This is a genomic window from Ruegeria sp. HKCCA5426 (genome assembly GCF_013034585.1).
GTDB lineage: Bacteria > Pseudomonadota > Alphaproteobacteria > Rhodobacterales > Rhodobacteraceae > Ruegeria.
Genome location: NZ_WQGH01000011.1, coordinates 98,830 through 122,047 on the forward strand (window position 1 = coordinate 98,830; position 23,218 = coordinate 122,047).

A 23,218-nucleotide genomic window follows, 5' to 3' on the forward strand; every position below is an offset into this window, starting at 1 on the left:
GCCTCAGTCTCCGTACAGCGCCTCGGCGTGAAAGGTGATGTGATCTTCCATGAAGGTCGATACAAAGAAATACGAATGATCATAGCCCGGCTGAAGGCGATAGGTGGCCTGCTGGCGACGCTCTGCAATGGCCTCTGCCAGGGCCTCGGGGCGCAGCAGGTCAATGAACTGGTCACTGGCCCCGGTGTCGATCAAGACAGGTCCGTCAAAACCCTTTTCCTTCATCATCAGCGAGGCATCATGCTTGGCCCAGGCGCCCTCATCATCCCCTAGATAGGCGGCCAGTTGTTTGCGGCCCCAATCCGCCCCCGTCGGATTCGAGATCGGCGCAAAGGCCGAAACTGAACGGTACCGCCCCGGCAAGTTCATCGCCAGCGTCAGCGCACCATGGCCACCCATGGAATGCCCAGTGATGGCCTGACGATCCATATCAATCGCGAAATGTTCTGCCAGCAGCGCGGGCAGTTCCTCGGCCACATAATCCCACATGTTAAAGTGGGGGGCCCATGGGGTTTGCGTCGCGTTGACATAAAACCCGGCGCCCTGACCCAGATCGTAATCCTCGTGATCAGCCACGGCTTCACCGCGCGGCGAAGTATCGGGAAACACGACCGCAATTCCCTGTTCAGCCGCCCACGCCTGCGCCCCGGCCTTTGTCATTGCGTTTTCATGGGTGCATGTAAGCCCGGACAGATACCACAGTACAGGGACGGGTCCGTCTTTTGCTTCAGCGGGCAAGAACAAGCCAAAGGTCATGTCGCAGTTACACGCGGAGGAGGTATGGCGATAGACGCCTTGCACGCCCCCGAAACAGGCGCTTTCCGAAAGGGTTTCCATCTGGCTCGTGTCCTTACGTTAGGTTCGGGCCATGGCTACCCTTACCAAGCCGCTGCGTAAAGCCTGTGCGCGACGGGTTAAGGGGATAATTCGAAGCGCAGAAACCTAAAGCGTTCCCACCCACGCAATCACGACGGGTACAGTCAGAATACTTGCGGCAGTAGACAGAAGGATTGCCGCCGATGCCCTGTGCGGCGCAATGCCGTAATGTGCGGCCAGCATATAAACGTTGCCCGCGACCGGCAGAGCGGCCGCAGCGATGGCTATTGACGCAGGAAATGTCGCGACGGGGATCACCCAAATCAGGACGATTGCGACACAGGCAGGATGTACCACCAGTTTGCAAAAGCTGAGCCAACCCGCGATTTGCACGCGTTCCGCCGACTTGCTGGCCAATGACGCGCCAATTGCAAACAGGGCTCCGGGCGTCGCGGCACCACCCAAAATTGTCAGAAAGTCGTTCAGTGGTACTGGGACCGGGACTTGAAACGCAGACCACAGCATCCCGGCCGAGATCGAAACGATCATGGGGTTCTTTATCAGCCCGACAGCAATCAACCGAAACGTAGACGGGGTCAGCCGCCCATCCCGCCCTCCGTTGATCAAGATGACGATCAACGACGAAAAGACAACAAGATCCACTGTGAGGACCAACATAACCGGCCCGATTGCGGCCTCGGTGAACAGAAGCGCCAGCATCGGCAGGCCCAAAAAACCAACATTGCCAATGGCGGCACACTGTGCTTCGACCGCCGAAGTGGGGATGTCCAAGCCCCTGATCCAGGCAACGAATGTTGCCAGCGCATAGACGGCGAAGGTGCCCAGAAGGTATCCCAGCACCAGCTTCGCATTGAAGATTTCAGCAAACGGAAGCGTGGCGGCAAATCTGAACAGCATCGCCGACAACGCAAAATAGAAGACAAATTTTGTTAGATACGCTGTTGCATCTTCCGAGAAAAAACGGCTGCGCCCGGCCCAATATCCAAGGCCGATGATCGCAAAGAAAGGAAGTGTGCGCAGAAAGATATCGACCATGGCCAGAGTGTTAGCACGGTTTGAACTGGCGGCAAGCCCGCTTGCCCAAAGCGGGTCCGGTAGTTCACCCAAGGGAGTTTCTGCGAGAATCGTTGAATCTGAACTGAACGGTTTATAAACTTGGAACCTGCAGCCAAGGAGAAACAATGCCCGAGTCAGCCACCATTCTGCGTACAGGTCGCAAATTCGATCAAGTGGTACGCGGTGCCCGTGAAGTATTCATGGCAGATGGTTTCGAAGGCGCAAGTGTGGACGATATCGCACGCGCGGCTGGTGTCTCAAAGGCGACCTTGTACAGCTACTTTCCTGACAAACGCCTTTTGTTCATGGAAGTTGCTCATACCGAATGCAGCCGGATGGCTGAAAACGTCTTGTCGATGATCGACGATTCCAAACCAGTGCGCGAGGTGCTGACTGTAGCTGCAACCCAACTAACTACTTTTCTGGTGTCCGAGTTTGCGCAGCAGGTTTTCCGCATTTGCGTGGCCGAACGCGACAGGTTCCCGGAATTGGGTCAAGCATTTTATGAGGCCGGTCCGCAAAACGGCGTCCGGCACTTGGTGGAATACTTTAGGAAGGCCGTTAATCAAGGCGAGCTTGCCATCGACGATTTGCAGATCGCCGCAGAACAATTCTCAGAGCTTTGTAAAGTGCGCATCTGGGCCCGTGCCGCATTTGGCATTCAGAATAGCTTTTCCCAGTCTGAAATCGACGAAGTGGCGCGGCAGGCAGTTGATATGTTCATGACCCGCTACGCTGTGTGAGCCTTCTGTCACCGGTTACATGTCCAAAAAATGTGCAAGGTGGTGCAGGTTGAGTCAAAGAACCGCCGTTCGGTTTGACAGGCTGACCGTTCTGGAAAACCATCAGGCGGATGCAGCGAAGGGCCTGTGACTCTTGACCAGTGATAATACCAGCTTCTCCCGGCGCCTGAATGACCTGCTTGTTCAGATCTACCCTGACCATGATCAATCGGAATTGGCGCGACAGGTATCCGATGCCTTTTGGCCATCCAATACGCACAGGCGCAAACAAGGCCGCAAGCCCGGCAATAAGTTGTGGTCAGAGAAAGACAGCGTCCTGATAACCTATGGTAACTCGATCGAAGATCAGGCGCACAAACCCCTGGACCTGTTACACGATTTTCTCGTTCGACACCTGACCGGGGTGGTCAACGGCGTTCACGTCTTACCGTTTTTTCCCTTCACTTCGGACGACGGGTTCGCTGTTTCCGATTACTATAGCGTCAGCACTCAGCTTGGTGACTGGACGGATATCACGCGTATCGCGGACGATTTTCATCTGATGTCCGATCTCGTGTTGAATCATGTCTCAAGCCAGGGCGCGTGGTTCACCAACTACCTTCAGGGCAAATCCCCGCACGACCGGTTCTTTTTTGAAGCGTCACCCGAAGATGATCTGTCCGAGGTTGTGCGCCCCCGCACCACGCCGTTGCTGCGGCAAGTGGATACCAGCGAGGGTGAGAAATACGTCTGGTGCACGTTCAGCCACGATCAGGTCGATCTGGATTTCTCGAACCCCGAGGTTTTGGTCGAGATGTTGCGGATTATCCGTCTGCATATCGACAAAGGCGTGCGGATATTGCGACTGGATGCGGTGGCTTTCATCTGGAAGGAAATCGGCACCAACTGCATTCACTTGCCACAAACCCATGCGATCGTGCAGCTTCTCAGGTTGCTGTGCGACTATGCAACTGAAACACTTGTACTGCTGACCGAAACAAACGTCCCGCGGACCGAGAATCTGAGTTACTTCGGCAACCGGAACGAGGCGCACGCCGTTTACAATTTCCCGCTGCCCCCTTTGATCCTGCACGCAATGCAGTCAGGCACAGCGCAATATCTGAGCGAATGGCAAGCCGCGATGCCTCCGGCCCAGTTGGGCTGCGCGTATCTGAATTTCACCGCCAGCCACGATGGGATCGGGATGCGTCCGGCCGAGGGATTGCTGCCGCCCGACGAAAAAGAGCGTATGATCGACACGGTGCGCCGCATTGGCGGGCTGGTTTCGATGCGCGCGCTGCCTGACGGGCGCGAAGAACCCTATGAGTTGAACTGCGGCTATTTCGAAGCCATGGCCGAGACATTTCAAGGCCCCGATCAGTACCATCTGGCGCGGTTCATCTGTTCACAGACCATCGTGATGTCTTTGGAAGGGATACCGGCCTTTTACATCCATTCCCTGCTGGCCACACCCAATGATCACGAGGCTGTTGCGCGGCGGGGCATGAACCGGGCAATCAACCGGCATCGCTGGCATTACCCTGACCTGCTGGCAAGGCTGGCCGATCCGGGGTCAAATCAGGCGCTGGTGCTGTCCGAATTGTCCAAACGTCTGCGCCTGCGGGCGCAACAGGCGGCCTTTCACCCGAACGCCACGCAATTCACCCTGCGGTTGGATGATCACGTCTTTGGCATCTGGCGGCAAAGTCTGGATCGCAGCCAGTCGATCTTTGCGCTGCATAACGTCTCGGCCGAGCAGGTCCACGTCAGCCCTGCCGAGATCAACATGATTGCCGAGGAAACCTGGACGGATGCCCTGACTGGAGAAATCCTGGCCACCAACGGCCCCGATATTGTGCTGGCCCCGTATCAGTGCCGCTGGATCACGAACGCGGGCTGAATTCGTCCAGGTCGTCGGACACCGCCGCCTTGAGGCGCAGCAGGAATTCAGGATCAGCCGAATGGACCCTGTTCCATGTGGGAATGAACGGCGTCTCGTGCGGGTTGTCCAGAAACACCTGCCCGGCGCGAATGATATTTTCGGCGAACAGTTCGATGGATTTCTCTTCCTTGTGGCGGTCCAATTCCAACCCATTCATCTTGGCGTCGGTGTAATACCCTTCGAGCAAGTCCAGCGCCGAGCGGTAATAGGTCGCCTTGAGTGTACGGAAGGTATTGGGCGTGAACACCGTTCCGTCGGCGGCCAGTTTGCGGAAGATCGCCTTGCAGATATCGGTGGACATGCGCGACAGGCCACGATTTGCGTCCTCAGGGGACAGCTCCTGATGTTTGTGGTCATAATTGTCGACAATTTCGACCTGACAGACGGATTTCGGGGCCAGATTTCGCCACGCTTCGGACAGCACTCCGATCTCAAGCCCCCAGTCGGAAGGAATGCGCAAATCGGGCAGGGTAGGGGTGCGAATTGCAAACTCACCCGACAGTGGATAGCGGAAGCTGCGCAGATAATCGAGGTAATCGCGGTCCCCGATTACCTTTTTCAACGCGATCAGCAGCGGACTGACCAGAAGGCGCGTCACACGACCGTTCAGCTTGCCAGACCCGATACGGGGGTAAAACCCTTTGGCCATCTGAAACGGAAAGGTCGGGTTGACCACCGGATAAACCAGTCGATCCAGCATCTCGCGGTTATACGTGACAATGTCGCAATCGTGAATCGCCATAACGGAACTGTCCGCGCAGGCCAGAAGATAGCCGATGCAAGACCAGACATTCTTACCCTTGCCGGGTTCCTGCGGCGCAAGGCCCAAGGCTTTCAGATGTTCCTGAAGATGCGTCAGACGAGGGCTGTCATTCCAGATAACAGCGTGGTTTTGCGGCAAGTCGGCAAAGAACGCACGGGCTTTGCGGTACTGTTCTTCATCCGCTTGGTCCAGGCCGATGATGACGCGGTGAAGATACGGGACCTGCGACAGTTCCTTGAGGATACCAGCGAGGGCCGGCCCCTCCAGCTCGGAATAAAGACACGGAAGGATCAGGGTGATCTTGCGGGTCTGTGCAAAGACCGAAATCTCATGCGACAGGTGACCACTGGGTCTGCTGCGCAAATTGTGCAGCGTCGTTATATTTCCGTTCTGATGGAAGTCTGCCATGTCGTTCGCCTTGTTTTTGTCAGAACACTGCAGTCAGGGTCAGGATTGCCTCCGACCAACCTTGGGGACCGTTGCTGTCTGTCCTGAATATGCGTGGTTCGATATGAGGTGGAAAAGGCGGAATGCCCGGCCCATCCGGATTTGCAACCACGACGCCTTGATCCGCAGCCATTAGCATTTCGATGTCATTTGGCGCGTCACCCAAGGCGATTGATCGGCTTGGTCTTAGCTGCTGAACAACTTCCCTTAAGGCGTCCGCCTTGGTTTTGCCGAAGGATACGGTCAGGAACCGCCCCCCGCGACGGGCAAAAAGACTCATGTTGCGCGCTTGTGCTACGAAGTGGTCCAACTCGGCCTCCGTGCCCGTCCACAGCCCGGGCTCGCTGAATTTCCGCGTTCGAGCACGGGCGGCTTGAACGGGGTTGAGCCCCGTCGCATCTGCCACATCCTGATCGGACATATCGCCAAACCCGACAAATCCCGTGGGCAGTTGGGAAAGCGCCGTGCGCAAGTCCTGATAATGGTCACCTTCAATATCGGGCGCATCGGGCCACAGGATACCCGCCCCATTTTCGACAATTGCCGGCATTCGCGTAACATCAAGTTCCTGCTGCAGCGGTGCAATCTCTGCCGCTGTTTTGCTGCTGGCCAATACAAGCCCCGCGCCGATTTCCGACAAGCGTTGAAGTCCCGGCTGAGCAGCCGCCCAACTATAGTTGTGATGATCCAGCAGCGTCCCGTCGAGATCAGAGAAAACCAGCAATTTTGGGTCGGCGGTCATGGGGAAGGGCGATCAATTCGTTCTTTCATTGAGTGGAAGTAAAAATCCGTGACCATCGGAAGTAAATCCATTCTGGCCAAATGCGCGTCAAACCCAAATCTTACGCCCAATATTTGGGCAATTGCGTGGTGGTCGCTATCTGGCTCGGTATTGAGTTTTAACCATGGGCACTTTGGGTACGGGTCCAAAACACACCCTCTGGGCAGTTACATCTTCCATGGTGTAAGTGTCCCAACAGTTGCAGATTATTGGCAAGGGCTGCCCGATACGGCGGCTCGGCCTTACTATCTTGGGAGGTCGGCGCACATGCCGAATTTGTCGGAATACAGTAAACTGGCAAGGGAAATGTCAGTAGATGCCATTGCCCTTGTACCGGGCCCTAATTTCACCCGCGCATTGGGCAAACCCTTCATGAGCCACGAACGACCCTTTGTGGTCGTAATCCCGGCTGAGGGCACGCCTGCCGCGATTGTGCCCAATCTGGAACTGGGAACGTGGGAATTGGTCGGTTTTGAGGGGGCCGTCTTCGACTGGATGGACCAAAAGGGCTATGACAGCGCCTTTGCTTCATTGGCCGCTCATATGCCCCTGAGGTCACTTGCCGTTGAAGGGCAAGTGATGCGGGTTTTCGTGTCCAAGGCCCTGACCAATGCGATGCCCGACTTGCAAATCGTAGATGCCGAGCGCGAGATTTCCGGTTTGCGGATCATCAAGACCGACGCCGATATTGCCGCTTTGCAGGCTGCAATTGATATCTCGGAACGCGCGCTGGAACGTGTGATTTCAGAGGTTCGCGTCGGGCAAACCGAGAAACAGATCGAACAGGCGTTGATCCAGGCGCTGTTTGCTGAAGGCGCCGCGTCGTTGGCTTTTGCGCCGATTGTCGCCGCCGGAGACAACTCGGCTCAACCACACGGCAAAGCCCGCGCGGATTATCAGATCAAACCCGGCGATGCGCTACTCTTTGACTTTGGCGCGCGCAAAAACGGTTTTGCGGCGGATATCACGCGTACATTCTTTGTTGGCGAGGTTTCGGACGAGGGTAGGGCGGTTTACGACACAGTCCTTCGCGCGAACCTCGAAGGGTTCAAGGCCTGTTGCCCCGGCGCGAGCGCCCATGACATCGACGACGCAGTTACAAATGTGCTCGAGGCTTCGCCCTATGCCAACCGGATTCGCACCAAGACGGGTCATGGTCTGGGTCGCGACGTCCACGAAGCGCCATATATCATGCGCGGGAACCACCAGAAAATCCTGCCGGGCATGGTCTGGACCAACGAACCGGGCCTGTATGATCTGGGCAATTTTGGTGTTCGGGTCGAAGATGATGTTCTTGTGACCGAGGATGGTTGTCGGTCGCTGACCAGTTTTCCCAAAGATCTTACAATCATAGGCCGCTGACACTTGACTGGTTCACGGAACGTGTTGGATTAACGGGTCGCTCCAAGTGGCCCGTCAGTGTCCTGTGAGCTGACTATTCAGATTAACTTTCGGCTTTGCGGGTCGCGATGACCATAGCCAGCAACTGTTCCTTGGTGCGCTGGATGTGGTTCGTCAGCAGCGCGCAAGCAGCCTCTGCATTGCGCGACCGCGCCAGTGCCAACAACTGACGGTGCTCCGCTTTGGCTGGCTCTCGCTGTTCCATCACACTCAGGTGCATCCGCACATAACGGTCAGATTGCAGATTGACCCGTTGCAGGAATTCGTTGGTAATCCCGCGCTCAGCGGCGGAATATAACGCCCTGTGATACTCGTAGTTCAGACTGCCCCACCGCCCGACGTCATATGTTTCATAGGACTTTTCCATTTTGTTCAAAAACTCTTCGCAGATGACGAAATCCGCCTCTGTCATCTGGGGGATCGCCCGTTTGAAAAGGTCAACTTCCAACAGGATTCTCAGATCAAAAATCTCTCCGATTTCGGAAAGGGAGTGAGTTGTCACACAAGCCCCCCGATTGTTAGTCAGTTGGACCAGGCCCTCGGCATCCAGCCGCTTGAGCGCCTCACGTATCGGCATGCGGGATACGTCATATTCCTCTGCCAACGCTTCTTGCCGAATGGTTTCACCTTCCACCATCTCTCCGCTCAGGATACGCTCGCGCAGGTCGTTTGTGATGACATCAGGCAAACTTTGGCGATGAATCGCGCGGGTTTTTGGCATTGGGATGGTCTCTGGCATTTCCACTTTGTATCCAAAATACGAAAGGACGCCACAATATCCAATAGCCTTTAGTTTCATTGCCTTTGTTATCGAGCGGCTTTGCCCAGAAACATTGGTAACCATAGAGTTGCAGGTCTTCGTGAATGGCATGGAATATGGGCATGTCCCTTAATCCGACCAATCGGACACCCACCTCCCCCCTCATAGAACCCCAGCCAGATCATCACGGCAGGCGCAGTGGAAATAACCAGGTATTGATTGGTATTACACTGCACAATCCCGCATTCTGGCGCGAATGACCGGGCATGGTCCGGCTGCGGGAACGACTGTTGAAGGTGATTGTGTGACTTTGTTCAGAACATCAGTATTCGGACTTTGGCTGGCCGCCGTTTCAGCCCTAAGCGCACAGCCTGCGGTGGCGCAACCGGATATTCTGATCCTAGGGGACAGCCAGATTTCGTTCGGGGCTGGCAAAGAGTACCTGAGGTTCTTCGATGAGCTGGCGGATCGGTGCAGGATGACGCCTGAACGCAAAAGGGCACTGGGTAATCTCGGCAACCGCGAGACTGCCGCGATTGGCGTCCGCTCGACATCCTTGCAGTCATGGACAACGCCCAATGGGGCCGCAAAAGGTGCGATTTGCGATGTCGACAAGAAATTCGGGGTCAATGCCGGGGCCTATGGTATCGAAGGCAACCCTGACCGGGTGTTCATTCAGATCGGCAAAGGCAACGCCTATCAGTTCTGCAAACCCAATCAGACCGCGTTTCAGGCGATGTTTGACGACGGGTATTACAGCCCCGAATTGCTGGTTCTGACCTTTCTGGGCAATTCATCCGATCGCTGGGCGAATTCTCCTGATTTGGCCCAACAGGATGCCCGCCGCACGCTGGAACAAATTCCGGACGACATTCCATGTATCTTCATCTCAAGCGTGCCGGTCTATCTGAAAAAGACCAACGACAAACGAATGAAGGCCCAAACCGCGATAGCCCGCGCCTTGCGGCAGGCGGGAACGCAATGTGCCGTGGTTGAAGGGTTCAACCGCAAGACACGCGCCGTGATTGAAGGTCAGCCCGCTTATTTCCGGCGCAACGACGCGGGCAAGGTCAAGGACCCGCACCATCCAAGCCGGGCTGCGGTCCGGGCTTTTCTTGACATTAACACGGCCGAAATCTGCAACGCTGTATTTTCGGCCGTGAAGTAGAGGTAAAGACTGCAGGGGGGATATGCAGGTGTTCAAAAAGATGGTCGCAACTGTTTGCGCTTTGGCCTTCACCACTCTGGGGGCAAGCGCAGAGGATTTTACCTCGCCCGAGATTCTGATTATCGGGGACAGCCAGATATCCTTTGGTTCGGGCCCGGCTTTCCTGGAGTTTTTCAGCGATATCAAGGACCACTGCCACCCCAATGCCCGGCAGAAAAAGCACCTTGAACGCCTTGGGGAAATGCGGGTCGGGGTGATAGGTGTCCGGTCCAGTTCAATCGACTCGTGGACCGCCCGGTCGGGGCGGGCAAAGGACACGATCTGCAAGGTGGACCCGAAATGGAACGTGAACGCCGGTGCGTACGGGTTCGTGAACAAGACCGGCAACAAGTATGTGCAGATTGGCAAGGGAAAGGAATATCAGTTCTGCGCGGCCAAAACCTCACCGCTCGAAGAGATGCTGCGGGACGGGTATTATGATCCAAAACTGATCCTGATGTCCTTTCTCGGCAACTCGGCCAAGCGGTGGGCCAACAACCCCGAAGCCGCCGTACGGGATGTTGAACGCCTGCAAGCGCAACTGCCCCCCGACCTGCCGTGCATTTTCATGACCACAGCGCCCGCTTACAAGAAGAAGATCGTGGATCTGCGACTGCGGGCGCAAAAGAATTTGATGGATGCGTTCAAGGTCACGGGATTGCGGTGCACGTTCGTACCCGGTGCCACCCCCGAAACGGTTGCGGCCAATCAAGGCAACAAGCATTATTTCCGCCTGAACAAGAGCGGCATGGTTAAGGACCCATACCATCCAAACGAGGCGGCTGCTAAAAACTTCTTTGCGCTGGAAATGGACCAGATATGTTCAGCCATTTTCGACCAGATCGAACCAACCAGGGAACAGAGCTAACCCTCTGATCGACCCGCTTGCTTGCGTGACAGGACGGCCGCCAGAATGACCGTCCACCCAAGGATACCCTGCCCGAGGGCGCTTAGGTTCTGCTCATACGAGAAAATCAGCATTTTCAATGGCTTGAAAGGGTCGCGGGGCGGCCAGATCACCCATTGCAAAGGCAGATCGGGAATGACCAACCGATAATACATGTAATAGATTTGCGGCGACAGCCACACGAACAACCAAAACAAGGAAAGCGCCCCGAATAATCGCACCCAGATCGGGAAAGGGCGCAAGGCACGACGTGCCAGAAGCACCATCAGCAAAAAAAGAATGGCGCTTAACAACGCCAGTCCGACCTGCCCCCAACCTGACAAATCAAAAAAGGAGTCCTGACGGTACAAACCTGCCCTCGCTGAGTGCTGGGTAAAAGGACGAAAACCGCCCACCTTGGCGGGCGGTTTTACAATGCCTTCAAGGACCGCTTAACTCAGCGGGGCGACCGCCAGGATCACAGTGAACTTCTCACAATAGATATACAACTCGTTGTACTTGGATGTGTCGATCCCGGTCGGGATTTTAAACGAGGCTTCGCCCTTCTTGACGGTCAGCTTGTCGTGAATTTTTGAACCATTGGCATAGGTCTCACCATTGCCGAAGCCGATCTTGATGTCCGGTGGGTTCTTGCTGGGGTCAAAGACATAGTCGCTTTTGAGTGTAACGGTATCACCGGTGACCGAGACCGTCCCTTTCACGTTATAGCCACGACGCCCGGACAGGCCGCCGGTGCGTTCCTTGTCCCCGGCAAATGCAGCAGGAGTTCCGAGTGCGAGTGCGGCTGTTGAAGCAAGTCCCAGCTTCATGAATTGGCGGCGTTTGATCGTCATGGCGCATGTCCTATCCAAATCTAAGATGGAAAGATTCTGAGCAGACTATTTGCACTCTGCCAACTCACATCGCATCGAGGGAAGTTGAGACTCTGAAACAAATCGGTTCTGTTACCAAACCGCTCGAACCAAATCCTCGTCCCTGACGAATTGCTCTTCAATTCGCGGTAGATCGTCGACCGAGGGCGAACCATCCGATCCTCGACGTATATTAGCCAGACTTGGAAAGTGGGTGGAGCACCTAAATTTGCAGAACAATACGCCCGATCACTTCACGCTCATTGAGAGATCGGAAGGCTTCAGATGCATCCTCCAACTTCAAGACGCGATCAATAAGTGGGCGCAGTTCACCTTCAGCAATCCAGTTCATTATCTTGTCTGCTGCATTCTTGGCTTCCGAAGGGAACTTCTCGGCCCATGCACCTTCGAACACTCCAACCACCGAGAAGCCTTTGAGCAGAGGCAGGTTCATCGGTAGGTTTGGGATTTCCCCGCTCACAAACCCAATTGGCGTGATGCGCCCGCCCCACCGCATGGATCGGGCAATCTTTACAAAGGTGTCTCCGCCTATCATCTCAAAGCAAACATCCAACCCTTTTCCGTCTGTAAGGTCTTGGATCTGTTGGCGCAGGTCGCCTTCGCGCATATTGACGACTGCATCGGCGCCTGCCTCCTGCAGCGCACTCATTTTGGCGGCGTCACCGGTTCCTGCAAGGACGCGCGCACCAAGCATCCGCCCCATGTCAACGGCAGCAAGTCCAACCCCGCCAGTGGCACCCGTGACCAACAGGTTCTCACCCGGTTGCAGCGCGCATCTTTGGGCCAAAGCGTGATAGGCTGTCATGTAGTTGTGCAAAACGGTCGAAGCGACCGTAAGGTCGACGCTTTCGGGTACTTTCGCGCACTTCCAGTGTTTGGTTACAGCACGTTCCGCGTAACTGCCGTGCCACATTTGCCCGACGACACGATCACCTGGTTTAAAGTCGGTGACCTCGCTCCCGACCTGTAAGACAATGCCTGCCGCGTCCGTTCCCGGGACATAAGGCAACTCTGGCCTCAGTTGATAACCACCTTCCGCCATGAGCTTATCCATAAAACTCACGGCGGCGGCATGCACCTCGATGAGAACTTCATCGGCTGCTGGAACAGGCTCTGGCGCTTCGCCAAGTTCAAGCGCATCAGCGCCCTCAAATTTCGAACAAAGGACAGCGCGCATAGCCCAAGCTCCTGTATGTATGGCGTACTATTCCGCCGCTAGGTATGTATCGTTTTTGTCAGTTTCGCCATACCCCTTTGGCACAGGAAGGTCCGGCAGACCAGCCGCACGTTTTTGCAGCGCTCTACCAATCACGACGCGGCTGATTTCGGTTGTTCCGTCAACGATCCGCAGCATCTGCGCCAAGCGTGATAGTCGATCCAGCCCGTAAGGCTGCAAAAGACCCATCCCACCCAGAACCTGCGTGCAGGTGTTCGCGGCTTTTACTGCAGCGTCGGGGACAAAACGTTTGGCATGTGCCGCCATAAGTGGCCCCTCGGGGGTGCCAAGGGCTTCGGCTGCCTTGCGGTAAAGCAGCTTGGACGCTTCGAGATCTGTTGCCACCTCTCCCAGCATCCACTGAATGCCGTCAAGGTCGAGGTTCTTGCCGCCAAACATCTTGCGGTTCTTTGAATAGGACAGCGCAGTATCCAGCGCGGCCTGCATCAGGCCACAACACCCAGAAGCGATCGAAACCCTTGCGATGTCGATCGCCATCAATGAGCCCTGCAAGCCTTGGCCAATTGGAAGAATGATATTGTCTTCGCTGACCACGACGTTGTCTAAATACATCTCGGAAATCGGCAGGAAGTTATAGGATGGTGTATCATAAATTGGGCCAAAGCTGATACCTGGCGCGTCTGCCGGAATCGCGATCATGGCCATGTCCTTATGACCAGGCTCATCCGAGGTTTTGACAACGGTAAAGTAGATATCGGCCTCAGTCGCCAAGCTGACCCACGCCTTAGCGCCATTGATCGTCCAGGTGCCGTCACTGTTGATTGTTGCACGGGTGTACATCTTCATCGGATCAGACCCGGACTGCGGCTCTGTCAGCGCGAAATTAGCAAGCTTGCGACCTGAAGTCAGATCGCGCGCCCATTCCTCTTTGAACGCGTCGGTCCCGTATCCACAACCTGCAAAAGTACAAATGTTGTGCATGGAAATCGCAAATGCGTAAGCTCCATCGCCTGTTCCCAATTGTTCATAAACCTGAATACCCTCGGACAGCGGCAAACCCTGTCCGCCCCACTCTTTCGGTGCGTAAAGGCCAGTCAGACTAGCCGCACCTGCCTTGTCAGAGGCCGCGCGAGGCCAAGCCCCGTTTTTGTTCCAGGCATCAACATTAGGCAGGATCACTTCACTGGCGTGATCGCGCGCGGCGGACAAGAGAGTTTCAAGATCAGACGACATGGCCTTGGTCCTTTCAGTTGAACGCAAATATCCAATCTCGCCACCACCATTGGGCGAAGCAAATCGGGTTTACGCAGTAAGATGTGCTTTGACCGCTAGGTAGCAGCACAATTAACACCTACTCCATCTCGCGCGGTGACAACCGATTGTCCAAAAGTGACAAATCTTTGCCTAGAGTAGAGCCCGCTGCCGATACGAGCTTGGTGTCGCCCCTGTCCACCTGTGAAACGCCTTGTGGAAACTTGCCGCGGAAGAAAAGCCAACGTCCTGAGCAATAACCTCGATACTTGCATCTCCAATTTGCAAGCGGCGAATTGCGATATCCCTGCGCAACCCGTCTTTGATGGCCTGAAAGGACGTTCCGTCAGCGTCCAACTTACGGATCAAAGTGCGCGGCGTCATGCCAAGCGCCTTGGCGGCCCCCGCCAAATGCGCGTCCTGCCAGCTCGATTGGTTCAGATAGGCGCGGACACGCAAAGACTGTGTGTGCTCTTGCGAATGCGTAAAGACCCAGTCGCGCGGCGCATTTTCCAGGAAGCGATCCAGATCATCGGTACTGCGCGTATTCACCGGCCCCAGCGAAGCTTTGGCAAAGCGAATTGATGTGGAATTTGCATCAAACGTGACAGGCGCGGGGAAAATGACGGCATAGTCCTCTTCGAAAGAGGGGCGCTCAAATGCGAAATCGACCCGCTCCACGGCGACCTCACGCCGGGCCAGCCAAGACAGAATCCCATGGGCAAGCTTAAGGATCAGCATATGGCCAAAGCGCTGCGCAAGGGCGTCTGACCGGGGCACAAGGCGCAGTGCTATGGTATCCTCCGCATCGACCAACTCGAACCGGTAGTCATCAAGCAACAGGTTCCAGAATGTCGAAAACCGGTAAAGCGCCGACGACAGCGAGGTTGACTCGCGCACCGATGTCAGCAGGTGTTGCAAGGCACGTGGCCTTATTGGACGCGACCAGAGCCCCATCATCTCATCGCCGGTTTCCACAGCTGCCAGTTGGTACAGGCGAACGATCTGCTCCAGAGTCACTCGACCCAACGGAGCATTGTCGCCATATGAGATGCCGGATCGGGCGAGCAACGAAGCAAATTGATCCGGCTCACAAAGGGCCTGCAACGCCACAAGCCAATCAAGAATGAAGCTGCTTGAGACTGTTGAAAATGAAGGTTTTTGGTCGCTGATCATCACTGAATGACAATAGCAACGAAAGCCAAGGGCTAGAACCAATATCCTTGGCGGCCCAAACCCGCCGTGCACAAATTTGCCCCAAAGCGGCACGCACGAGATCACCGGCGTTGCGAAACCGTGCATCCCACCTTTGCATCCGGGCATTCCAGTACCGATAGGCTTTCAGTCCGGTTTTGCGGCAGATGCAAGAATTTCATCTACAACTTGCAGCGTTCCCGACTCGCTAGTTCGCCTCATGGGTACCGTTGGGCATGTCGGTTCGGAATTTGAATTTTCGGAGTCCAATGCAGGGCGCAATAGCCCCGTTGAGTCCGATCAAACAGAGTTTCATCTTGATATCTAAGGACTTTAGGGGCTTCTTACCTGCCACATGTTTCTGCCTTCGTATTTGCAGAATTTTTGTGCTACTGTCGCCAGAGTCATTTTTTGTATTTTATTCAAAGGTTTTTACAGTGCAGGACAAAACGACAGGAACATTCAGGCTGCGCCCAGTTGAAAAGTCCGATCTGGAGGTTATCGCGCCGTGGTTTCAGGACGTAGAAGATTTGGCGCTGTTTGACCGAACATCGCGCATTCCCTTCAACCAGTCGCAAACCGAAGAAATCTGGAAAGATGCCTTTTCCCCTGACAACCGCTGCAAATGCTGGTTCGTGGTGGAATCCAGTGATGGTAAGGCGCTTGGGATGGCGGGGATCGAAGCAATATCAACCGTCAACCGTGACGCGGTCATTGCCATGTTTGTTGAGAAGAACGCCCGACGCCTTGGGATCGGGCTGCGCGCAACAGCCTTGCTGATTGATTTTGCATTTCGGCAGTTAGGTTTGAACCGCCTTACGTCCTATTACCGCGTGGACAATCAAAGCAGTCGGGACTTGGTGGCAAAGGTCGGATGCCAGATCGAAGGAACCATGCGGCAGGCATGGTTCGCAGACGGAAAATTCCACGACATGATCATGGTAGGGGTCCTGAACCAAGATTGGATGAAACATCGAGAAACACTTGCGCAAGAGTTGAGCAACGACATCGTAGTGACCTTTGGAACAAGCGCACCTGGCGCTTGGTCATGGCCTCCTCAGGGTGCGGGCTCCTGACCAAGGCATCCGAATGACCCAAGCAGTCGAAATATTTGAAATTAGGTATAAGTTGAACAAGTGGTTTCAGCAGAACCTACCAAATGAGAAACGCCAGTGGACACCAACAATCTGAACGTTCCCATCACACAAAAGCTCGGGGCTGTCCTGTTCGCCGACGTTGTCGGATATTCTCGCTTGATGAGCGAGAATGAACTGGACACGTATAACGCTTTGAAATCATTACTATCCAAGCTCGAAGTCACGTGCGCAAAATATAATGGCCGCGTGATTGAAGTGCGCGGTGACGGCATTCTTGCACTGTTTGAAACGGCCACAAGCGCGGTGGAATTTGGTGTGGAACTGCACCAGATCGCGAGCGAGCATAATCACACGCGATCCGAGAATCAGCGAATCAAATTTCGCGCGGGCGTTCATCTAGGAGAAATCCTGATCGACGAACGCGGGATTCATGGCGATAACGTGAACATTGCGGCCCGACTTCAGGAAATAGCGGAACCAGAGCGTGTTTACGTCAGCTCGGCCGTTTACGACCAGGTGTGCAACCGCCTGCGATATGGGTATGAGTTTCTGGGCCCAAAGCAACTGAAGAACATCGTTTCTCCGATCTCAACCTATTGCGTCCGAAGCGAGGTTGCTGGCGCGACCATGGCAGGAACGATGCGCCCCGAGCTGACGATGGATATTCTGGAGCGGCCGGATACACCGTCGGTGGCTGTCCTGCCATTCACCAGCAATAACGGGGACGAGTCCGACAATTGGATTGCCGAGGGGTTGACCGACGACATTATCATGAACCTTTCCAAGTTCCGGAACCTGTTCATCATCGCCCGGAACTCATCGTTTTTCTTCAAGGCACAGGCGATGCCACCGAAGGAAGCAGCCCAGAGACTGAACGTACGATATATCGCGCGTGGTAGTGTCCGGCGGTCCGCCAGTCGCATTCGGATTACCGCCGAACTTGTGGATGCCAATACTGAACGCACTATCTGGGGCGAGCGGTTCGATCGGAATATCGACGACATCTTCGACATTCTCGACGAAGTTACAGAATGCATTGTTGCCGCCACCGCCGTAATGATCGAATCCCATGAAAAACAGCGTATGATTCAGGCAGTGCCCGCCGACCTTGAGGCGTATGGTTCGGTTCTTCAGGGTCAACATCACATCTTCAAGTATACGCGGAACGACAATCGTAAGGCGCAGGATTTCTATCAATCCGCGCTAGAGCGGGACGGGCGCTATGCCCGGGCGGCGGCAGCTTTGTCACGGACGCTGAACATAGACTGGCGGTATTCCTGGGCCGAAGATCCATCTTCCGCGTTGGACAAGGCGCTGTCGCTTGCGCAGCGCGCAATCGAACTGGATCCAACGGATGCCCGCGGTTTTGGCGAGTTGGGGTATGTGCACCTGTACCGAAAGGAACATGACGCCGCGATTCAGTCCTATCAACGTGCCTTGGCACTGAACCCAAATGACGCCGACATGCACTCGGATTTTGCGGATGCGTTGGCACATTACGGAGACAATGAAACGGCGATCACACATATCCAGCAGGCCATGAGGTTGAACCCCTATTTCCCAGATCAGTATCTGTGGCACTTGGGTGGGGCCTACTACAATCTCAGACGGTATGACGATGTGATTGAGACCGTCAACAAGATGAACAACCCAACCGAAGGTCAACGTATGCTGGCTGCAAGCTATGCCCAGCTGGGGCAAACCGACCTAGCGCGTCAGATCACTGACAAGCACCGCGCGGCACATCCCAATTTCTCGCTTACGCGATGGGCCACGGTACAGCCGGATCGGTTGGAAGAGGATACCCAGCATTTTGTAGAAGGCTTGAAAAAAGCTGGGTTTTGATAATCCAGAAAAAAGGGCACGCGCCTGACGTGCCCTTGTTCTGTAGATATTGGCTTGATCTTAGTCGCCGCCACGCACCTTTGCGCCACTGACTTTGGCACCTGATACCTTTGCACCGCTGACTTTCGCGCCACTCACCTTTGCACCGCTGACTTTGGCGCCAGATACCTTGGCACCGCTGACAGCCGGGCTGTCAAAACCGAAATAAATGTCCAGCAGGACTTGCTCGAACTGGCCGGTCATCACGTCCATACGGATCGTGTAATCAGCCTTGTCGTAATCCCAGACCCTGATGTCGTCCGAGATTTGATAGTCAGCCGAAGCGACACCAGACAGGGATGGATCACTCGGAGCGCGGGATGCTAGGCCACCGGGCCGGTTTCCATCGGTCGGGCTTTCGCCTTTTCCATGGACCAGGAAAATGGTGGGTTCAGGCAGCTCATAATACGTGCCTTCAAACGAGAAGCCGTAGATACGCGCCAATCGGGAGTCTTTACCATACTGATCCTTGAGCTGCTTGTTCGCGCCGATTTTTTCGGACAGTTCTTTGCGGAAAATGAACTCTTGCTTTTCGAAACCCGCAGGGGTGGGCAGCGTCTGCTGCCAGAAGCTGTCTTCGTATTGGTCCCCATGCGTGACCTTCACCAGCGCGTCTTCTTCAATCCTTTCTTGGTTTTCCAGCTTATAGTTCTCGTCAACTACTGTTACTTGGTAAATACCATTCTTTTTGGGACGATTTCCAGTAACCAGAACTAAGTTGCCAGCCGCCACCTCTTCACCGTCGATCGTGCCGTCTACGATGGAGATATTCTTGTTCACCTTCACCTTTTTCGTAGCAACAAGCCGGACTGTTTTATCTGGGGCCGCAATTTTGGATTTCGCGACCTTCAAGTCGTTCAATAAACGCCCAAACAACAACACTTCGGAAAAACTAAGCAAGGATTCAGCCATAATATTCTCTCCCAATTGTGGGGTGGACAGAGCTTAGGCCCTCATCTTTCCCCCTGAATTGAACCCGAACGCATAGTTCGAGAAAATTATTTCCAATAATCATCCCACGTTTGCATGCCATAAAACCACTTCAAAATAAAGGATTTTTGACCGCTATCCGGGAACTTGCGTGCGGACAGAATTGGCGTGGCTGTCTTCGTCAGGATCAGGCAACTGCGGCCCTGCGGTTGTCACGCCAATATCACGCATTCTGAAGTTACCTTGAATGATGCGCTGAAAGGCACCGCCGGTGATTTCCTGATCCACGGCCAGCAAAGCTTTTTCAACCCCGAAGTAGCTGAGCATATCAGCGTCCAGCCGTTCCCATGCATCTGCAAGATAAGTGCCCAGAAAATCCCGCGCCTCAAGCAGCGCGATACGAAACCCATCGGGGTTCTCAGCGTAACGGGTATCGAAAATATCCTGCATCACGGCGCTGTAGTCAGAGGAATCTTCCAACTGATCAGACAGGTCTTCTTCTTCGGGCGTTATCAGGCCGTGCAGCAGCAATCGTTCATGGTAAATATCCACGAAGATATCGAACATAGCTCCGGTCAATGGCTCAGACAGGTCATGCTCACTGGACCAGCCAGACGCAAATTCGGACAGAGACCGGTTATTGGCGGCCGTTCGTATCTGAGCGTTTTCCGAAAGTTCCGCAAATCGGTTTAGCCGATTGAACGTGTAAAGGTTGCCCCGCGTGTTCTTCAGCAACGTGTCCACGACCGATCCAAAATGTAAGGACGCAAGAAGCGCAACCATGTCCGCAGCAGATTCGTGGAATCCGTAATACTCGCCCCCGGCATCGCCATCGGTTGGCATTCCGATCACGCTGTAGATGATTGCGTGACCGATTTCATGAGCGACAACGTCGAAGTTCAGGCTGTATGGGCGATATTCATCCCCATGTTCCCGCGTGCCACCGGTTTCAAGGAACCCCCAGCCGATATGTGCGTTATCCAAACTAGGCAGAAGCGACAATTCCAGCCGATCAAAATCGCGCGCGAAATGCCACGGTATGGGGCGATCGAAATACCCTTGCCAGACGTCCATGGTGAAATGAGCCGACCCAAATAGATGCGCCGCCTCAAAGGCCGGATCTGATGGGTCAATATGGATGAAATTCCCAAACTCATCGGGCATCGCGGGGGGATAGAAATATCCATCCCAGGGCGGCAGGTACATGCCCGGTCCGTTTGGTCCGGGGACGATTGCGCCATATGGCGTCGTTTTACCAACCGGATTGACCGTATACATCCTTGGGCCCGATGGGCCCGGTCCGATGCTTCCTTGCGGTGCCGAAATCTCGACCAATTCCAGTTGGGCATTCGGTTCCAGAAACGGAGATTGGGGAAACAGCAAAAACCGGGTGCCGGGTTCTTCGGCGTCGCTGTAGTCTGGCAAATCCATCAAGCGCCCTCCTGTGTCCGGTCGACGACCCCTTAACGGTCTTAGGCCGTTGATCCGGTATCACTATGGCAATACAAAAACTCTGCTTCTATCAAATCATAAAGAGCATCCCGCCCGGACAAGCCAAGCGAAACTGCGTAGGATTCAAGATCATCTGGCACATCGCGGTCAAGGTTTGTTTCAAAAAACCAGATCAGCATATGCAACCGATCTGCACTGATCTTGCGATCAGAGGGGGCGACCAGTTGGGTCTTTTTATCGGCACGGTCACGCAAATCCGCATAGCGCCCGCTGCGCTTTAGCTCGGTCAGCAGGGGGGCATTCAGCCGGGTGCTACGGGCTTCGGTCACCGCATCAATCTGTGCAGCTCCGGATAGCATCGCTTCGTACAGTTCCGGGTTCAGGTCGTTGGTGCGCAGCCACTGCATCAAGTCAGCCTTGCGGGTAAGCCCGGTACTGCTGCGATGATCTGACATGTGCCTGAGCAAAACCTCGCGATCGGGGCTGAGGTCGACCCGATCAGCCTCTTCCTGCGCCAGCAGTCTCAGAACTGCGCGGGCGCGCAGATCGAAATACAGTTCTGGCGTCAGGCGTAGTTCATCAATCACCGCGTCGCTTTCGGTGGCTTCGGCATCAATACGGTTGCGCAGGGTTTTCCAGACCAATGTCCGTTCGGCACGCACGTTTGAGTTCTGCGGGGCAGGGGGATCGCTTAGATAGTCGAACATCATTCTCAGCATGGCTCTGGCATCTTCCGCTTTGGCGTCAACCTGACCCTTTGGCAGCCATTTGAAAAAACCTTCGGTCCCGGCGTGTTCCGTAACCGCGTTTTCGATATCAGGCCAATTGCGGTCCCGGTAATGAATGGCCTTGGCCGCACCTATGATTCTTGCGGCAGTTTCAGGTTCGATGACCCCAACAGTTTCAGCCCGGGAAACCGTGGCGCGGACCGAAACCATAGGTACACTCAGGGACTGGTATCCAAGCTCTGCCGGGCTATGGACAACCGCGACCTCGTCATCATCCTGCAAAACACCTGCGACATAGTCCTCAAAAATCTGGCCAACGCCGATCATCCCGAAGTCAGCAAGTTCGACAGCCCTAAGAGCGCCCATGCTGGCGCTGCCAAACACCGGAATTCCTTGTTCAAGCGCCCAAAGAATCTCCTTGTGCCAGACCGAGGGGACGCCCTCAAAATACCCATCAATGATACCGATGGCACTTGGGCGGTCTTTGGCGACCCGATAAACGTCGCCTTGCCGGACAGGGGGCAGTATTCTGACCTCGGGAAACTCATCCAGCGCATCACGGGGCAGGGTAGGGCCTACGAAGACGGCAAGACTCATGCCCGGTCTTTCATAGCAGCCACGGCTCTTGCGCCAGGAACATAGTCTGGGTCGTCGTGCGGTGCCTCAAGCCCCGGCACGACAGCACGAACGACAGCGATGTCCAGTTCAGGGCGCGAAAGGTCAACACAGACGGCTTGTGAAAGGCCAACAGAACCCAGTTGACCAAGAATTAACGTGAGGTCTTCGTCAAATGAGCTGGTGGTATAGGACGGACAATCCGCGAACGCCTGACTTGGATCGGCGCGTTCAATAAGGTCCCGCACATATTGGCTGCGATCCGACTGGGCCTGATCCGTGAACTCAGCCGGGTCCAGATCATCCCTTGCACCCGAGATATACGTCAGCCTTGTCTGCGCGGCCTCGGTCAATGCGCGCAAAAGGGCGATAGAACTGTCTGGGTGGCACCCGTCGCCAATCCCAATGTGGCCATTCTGCGCACCAGATTCACAGATCACACAACGGAAACTGGCGATCCCAATATCTGACGTCGTATTCCATATTCCAACCTTTAAGCCCGCAGCGGTGAACATTCCAAGGGCACTTTTACAGCGTTTGTCGTCAATCGTTTCGTGATCCAGTCGGTTTTCCGCAGTTTTGTGGTGCCAAAGAGTTGTCGCATCCCGTTCGATCAATTCGCAAATCGCGTGACATGTTGCTTCGGTTACGTTGTTGCCCGACGCCAACCCATTCGTGGTTCGCGGAAACGCACCTTGCCCGGCGCTGGGTGGTGCGGTGTAGTCCGTATCGACCATTTCCAAGGGGACCCAACAGTTGAGCTTGCCGTTCAACTCCTGTCCCTGAACCCATAACATATTGCGGTTTGGGTCAAATTTCCCGCCGGTGACGCGCGGAAGGCGTTCGACATCCACAACAAGATCATCCGCGCACAAATCGGAATAACGCGCCAGACGCTGTGGCAATTGCAGACGCTCGGCATGCCAGGCCTCGATAGCCTCCATTACGCCAGAGGCTTGAGCAGCCTCCAGCGACAGCCCCTTGCCCAGCGAAACGGCGACTGAGCGCGAGTTCGGGCGCGACACCATCACGGTCGGAAGCCCGATCCTGTCCAGCCCCGTCAAATTAGCGATCCGAGTGATCCCCATTTCCTTTAGGTATGGCTTAACAATACCCAGTGTCTGTTGCGGGTCGCGCGAGCGATGCGTGTCCACCAAATACTGTTTCTGCGAGGTTTTTGGCATGTGGCGGACCC

The 23,218-nt window shown here is 55.0% G+C and carries 21 protein-coding genes; 7 read left to right on the forward strand and 14 right to left on the reverse strand.

The features are described from left to right. Window positions 1–3 precede the first annotated feature (3 nt). Both fghA and GOV87_RS17025 read right to left on the reverse strand, forming a co-directional pair. Complete coding sequence (fghA, locus tag GOV87_RS17020; RefSeq protein WP_171212568.1) at window positions 4–837, reverse strand: S-formylglutathione hydrolase; 834 nt, start codon at window positions 835–837, stop codon at window positions 4–6. A 105-nt stretch (window positions 838–942) separates the two neighbouring features. Next, a complete protein-coding gene (locus GOV87_RS17025; RefSeq protein WP_171212599.1) occupies window positions 943–1,872 on the reverse strand; it encodes an AEC family transporter in 930 nt (309 codons plus the stop codon). A 146-nt stretch (window positions 1,873–2,018) separates the two neighbouring features. On the opposite strand from GOV87_RS17025, the gene GOV87_RS17030 reads away from it, so the two are divergent. Next, window positions 2,019–2,636: a TetR/AcrR family transcriptional regulator gene (locus GOV87_RS17030; RefSeq protein ID WP_171125690.1), complete on the forward strand. Its 618-nt coding sequence runs from the start codon at window positions 2,019–2,021 to the stop codon at window positions 2,634–2,636. Between the two features lie 133 nt (window positions 2,637–2,769). Continuing rightward, on the forward strand, window positions 2,770–4,515 hold the full coding sequence (locus GOV87_RS17035) for a sugar phosphorylase (protein ID WP_171212569.1): 1,746 nt from the start codon (window positions 2,770–2,772) through the stop codon (window positions 4,513–4,515). On the opposite strand, the gene GOV87_RS17040 is transcribed toward GOV87_RS17035, so the two are convergent. Together GOV87_RS17040 and GOV87_RS17045 are read right to left on the reverse strand one after the other, a co-directional pair. Continuing rightward, window positions 4,499–5,728 (reverse strand): glycosyl transferase, encoded by a 1,230-nt coding sequence (locus GOV87_RS17040; protein ID WP_171212570.1) that lies wholly within the window; start codon window positions 5,726–5,728, stop codon window positions 4,499–4,501. The two genes, GOV87_RS17035 and GOV87_RS17040, sit on opposite strands and share 17 nt — an antisense overlap. 19 nt (window positions 5,729–5,747) lie before the next feature. Continuing rightward, a complete protein-coding gene (locus GOV87_RS17045) occupies window positions 5,748–6,509 on the reverse strand; it encodes a mannosyl-3-phosphoglycerate phosphatase (protein WP_171212571.1) in 762 nt (253 codons plus the stop codon). 306 nt (window positions 6,510–6,815) lie between these two features. On the opposite strand from GOV87_RS17045, the gene GOV87_RS17050 reads away from it, so the two are divergent. Next, window positions 6,816–7,910, forward strand: a complete 1,095-nt coding sequence (locus GOV87_RS17050) for a Xaa-Pro peptidase family protein (protein ID WP_171212572.1) — start codon at window positions 6,816–6,818, stop codon at window positions 7,908–7,910. An 82-nt stretch (window positions 7,911–7,992) separates the two neighbouring features. Here the strand turns inward: GOV87_RS17050 and GOV87_RS17055 are convergent, their stop codons facing one another. Then, window positions 7,993–8,670 (reverse strand): GntR family transcriptional regulator, encoded by a 678-nt coding sequence (locus tag GOV87_RS17055; protein WP_171126796.1) that lies wholly within the window; start codon window positions 8,668–8,670, stop codon window positions 7,993–7,995. A gap of 343 nt (window positions 8,671–9,013) precedes the next feature. Here GOV87_RS17055 and GOV87_RS17060 point away from each other — a divergent pair, with 343 nt between their 5' ends. Further along, a complete protein-coding gene (locus tag GOV87_RS17060) occupies window positions 9,014–9,877 on the forward strand; it encodes an SGNH/GDSL hydrolase family protein (RefSeq protein WP_171212573.1) in 864 nt (287 codons plus the stop codon). A 22-nt stretch (window positions 9,878–9,899) separates the two neighbouring features. Next, window positions 9,900–10,784 (forward strand): SGNH/GDSL hydrolase family protein, encoded by an 885-nt coding sequence (locus GOV87_RS17065; RefSeq protein ID WP_171212574.1) that lies wholly within the window; start codon window positions 9,900–9,902, stop codon window positions 10,782–10,784. Here GOV87_RS17065 and GOV87_RS17070 read toward each other — a convergent pair. The 5 genes from GOV87_RS17070 to GOV87_RS17090 form a co-directional block, all read right to left on the reverse strand. Then, window positions 10,781–11,173, reverse strand: a complete 393-nt coding sequence (locus GOV87_RS17070) for a hypothetical protein (protein ID WP_171212575.1) — start codon at window positions 11,171–11,173, stop codon at window positions 10,781–10,783. The genes GOV87_RS17065 and GOV87_RS17070 overlap by 4 nt on opposite strands. Window positions 11,174–11,254: 81 nt before the next feature. Further along, complete coding sequence (locus GOV87_RS17075) at window positions 11,255–11,656, reverse strand: DM13 domain-containing protein (RefSeq protein ID WP_171212600.1); 402 nt, start codon at window positions 11,654–11,656, stop codon at window positions 11,255–11,257. A 241-nt stretch (window positions 11,657–11,897) separates the two neighbouring features. Continuing rightward, the gene (locus GOV87_RS17080; protein ID WP_171212576.1) at window positions 11,898–12,872 is read right to left on the reverse strand and encodes an NADPH:quinone oxidoreductase family protein; all 975 of its coding nucleotides are present in this window, start codon (window positions 12,870–12,872) and stop codon (window positions 11,898–11,900) included. 27 nt (window positions 12,873–12,899) lie between these two features. Then, window positions 12,900–14,105, reverse strand: coding sequence for an acyl-CoA dehydrogenase family protein (locus GOV87_RS17085; RefSeq protein ID WP_171212577.1), 1,206 nt, complete (start codon window positions 14,103–14,105; stop codon window positions 12,900–12,902). A gap of 171 nt (window positions 14,106–14,276) precedes the next feature. Continuing rightward, complete coding sequence (locus GOV87_RS17090) at window positions 14,277–15,299, reverse strand: AraC family transcriptional regulator (protein ID WP_171126802.1); 1,023 nt, start codon at window positions 15,297–15,299, stop codon at window positions 14,277–14,279. A 455-nt stretch (window positions 15,300–15,754) separates the two neighbouring features. Between GOV87_RS17090 and GOV87_RS17095 the strand changes: the two genes are divergently transcribed. Both GOV87_RS17095 and GOV87_RS17100 read left to right on the forward strand, forming a co-directional pair. Beyond that, entirely contained in the window at window positions 15,755–16,393 is a 639-nt protein-coding gene (locus tag GOV87_RS17095) for a GNAT family N-acetyltransferase (RefSeq protein WP_371813534.1), read from the forward strand. A 96-nt stretch (window positions 16,394–16,489) separates the two neighbouring features. Beyond that, a complete protein-coding gene (locus tag GOV87_RS17100) occupies window positions 16,490–18,259 on the forward strand; it encodes an adenylate/guanylate cyclase domain-containing protein (RefSeq protein WP_371808196.1) in 1,770 nt (589 codons plus the stop codon). A gap of 60 nt (window positions 18,260–18,319) precedes the next feature. Here the strand turns inward: GOV87_RS17100 and GOV87_RS17105 are convergent, their stop codons facing one another. From GOV87_RS17105 to GOV87_RS17120, 4 genes are all read right to left on the reverse strand, one after another. Then, window positions 18,320–19,210, reverse strand: coding sequence for a hypothetical protein (locus tag GOV87_RS17105; protein WP_171212579.1), 891 nt, complete (start codon window positions 19,208–19,210; stop codon window positions 18,320–18,322). A 153-nt stretch (window positions 19,211–19,363) separates the two neighbouring features. Then, complete coding sequence (locus GOV87_RS17110) at window positions 19,364–20,659, reverse strand: hypothetical protein (protein ID WP_171212580.1); 1,296 nt, start codon at window positions 20,657–20,659, stop codon at window positions 19,364–19,366. Window positions 20,660–20,700: 41 nt separating this feature from the next. Next, a complete protein-coding gene (locus GOV87_RS17115; RefSeq protein WP_171212581.1) occupies window positions 20,701–22,005 on the reverse strand; it encodes a TfuA-like protein in 1,305 nt (434 codons plus the stop codon). Beyond that, window positions 22,002–23,207: a YcaO-like family protein gene (locus GOV87_RS17120; RefSeq protein ID WP_171212582.1), complete on the reverse strand. Its 1,206-nt coding sequence runs from the start codon at window positions 23,205–23,207 to the stop codon at window positions 22,002–22,004. The genes GOV87_RS17115 and GOV87_RS17120 overlap by 4 nt, the downstream gene beginning before the upstream one ends. Window positions 23,208–23,218: the final 11 nt, after the last annotated feature.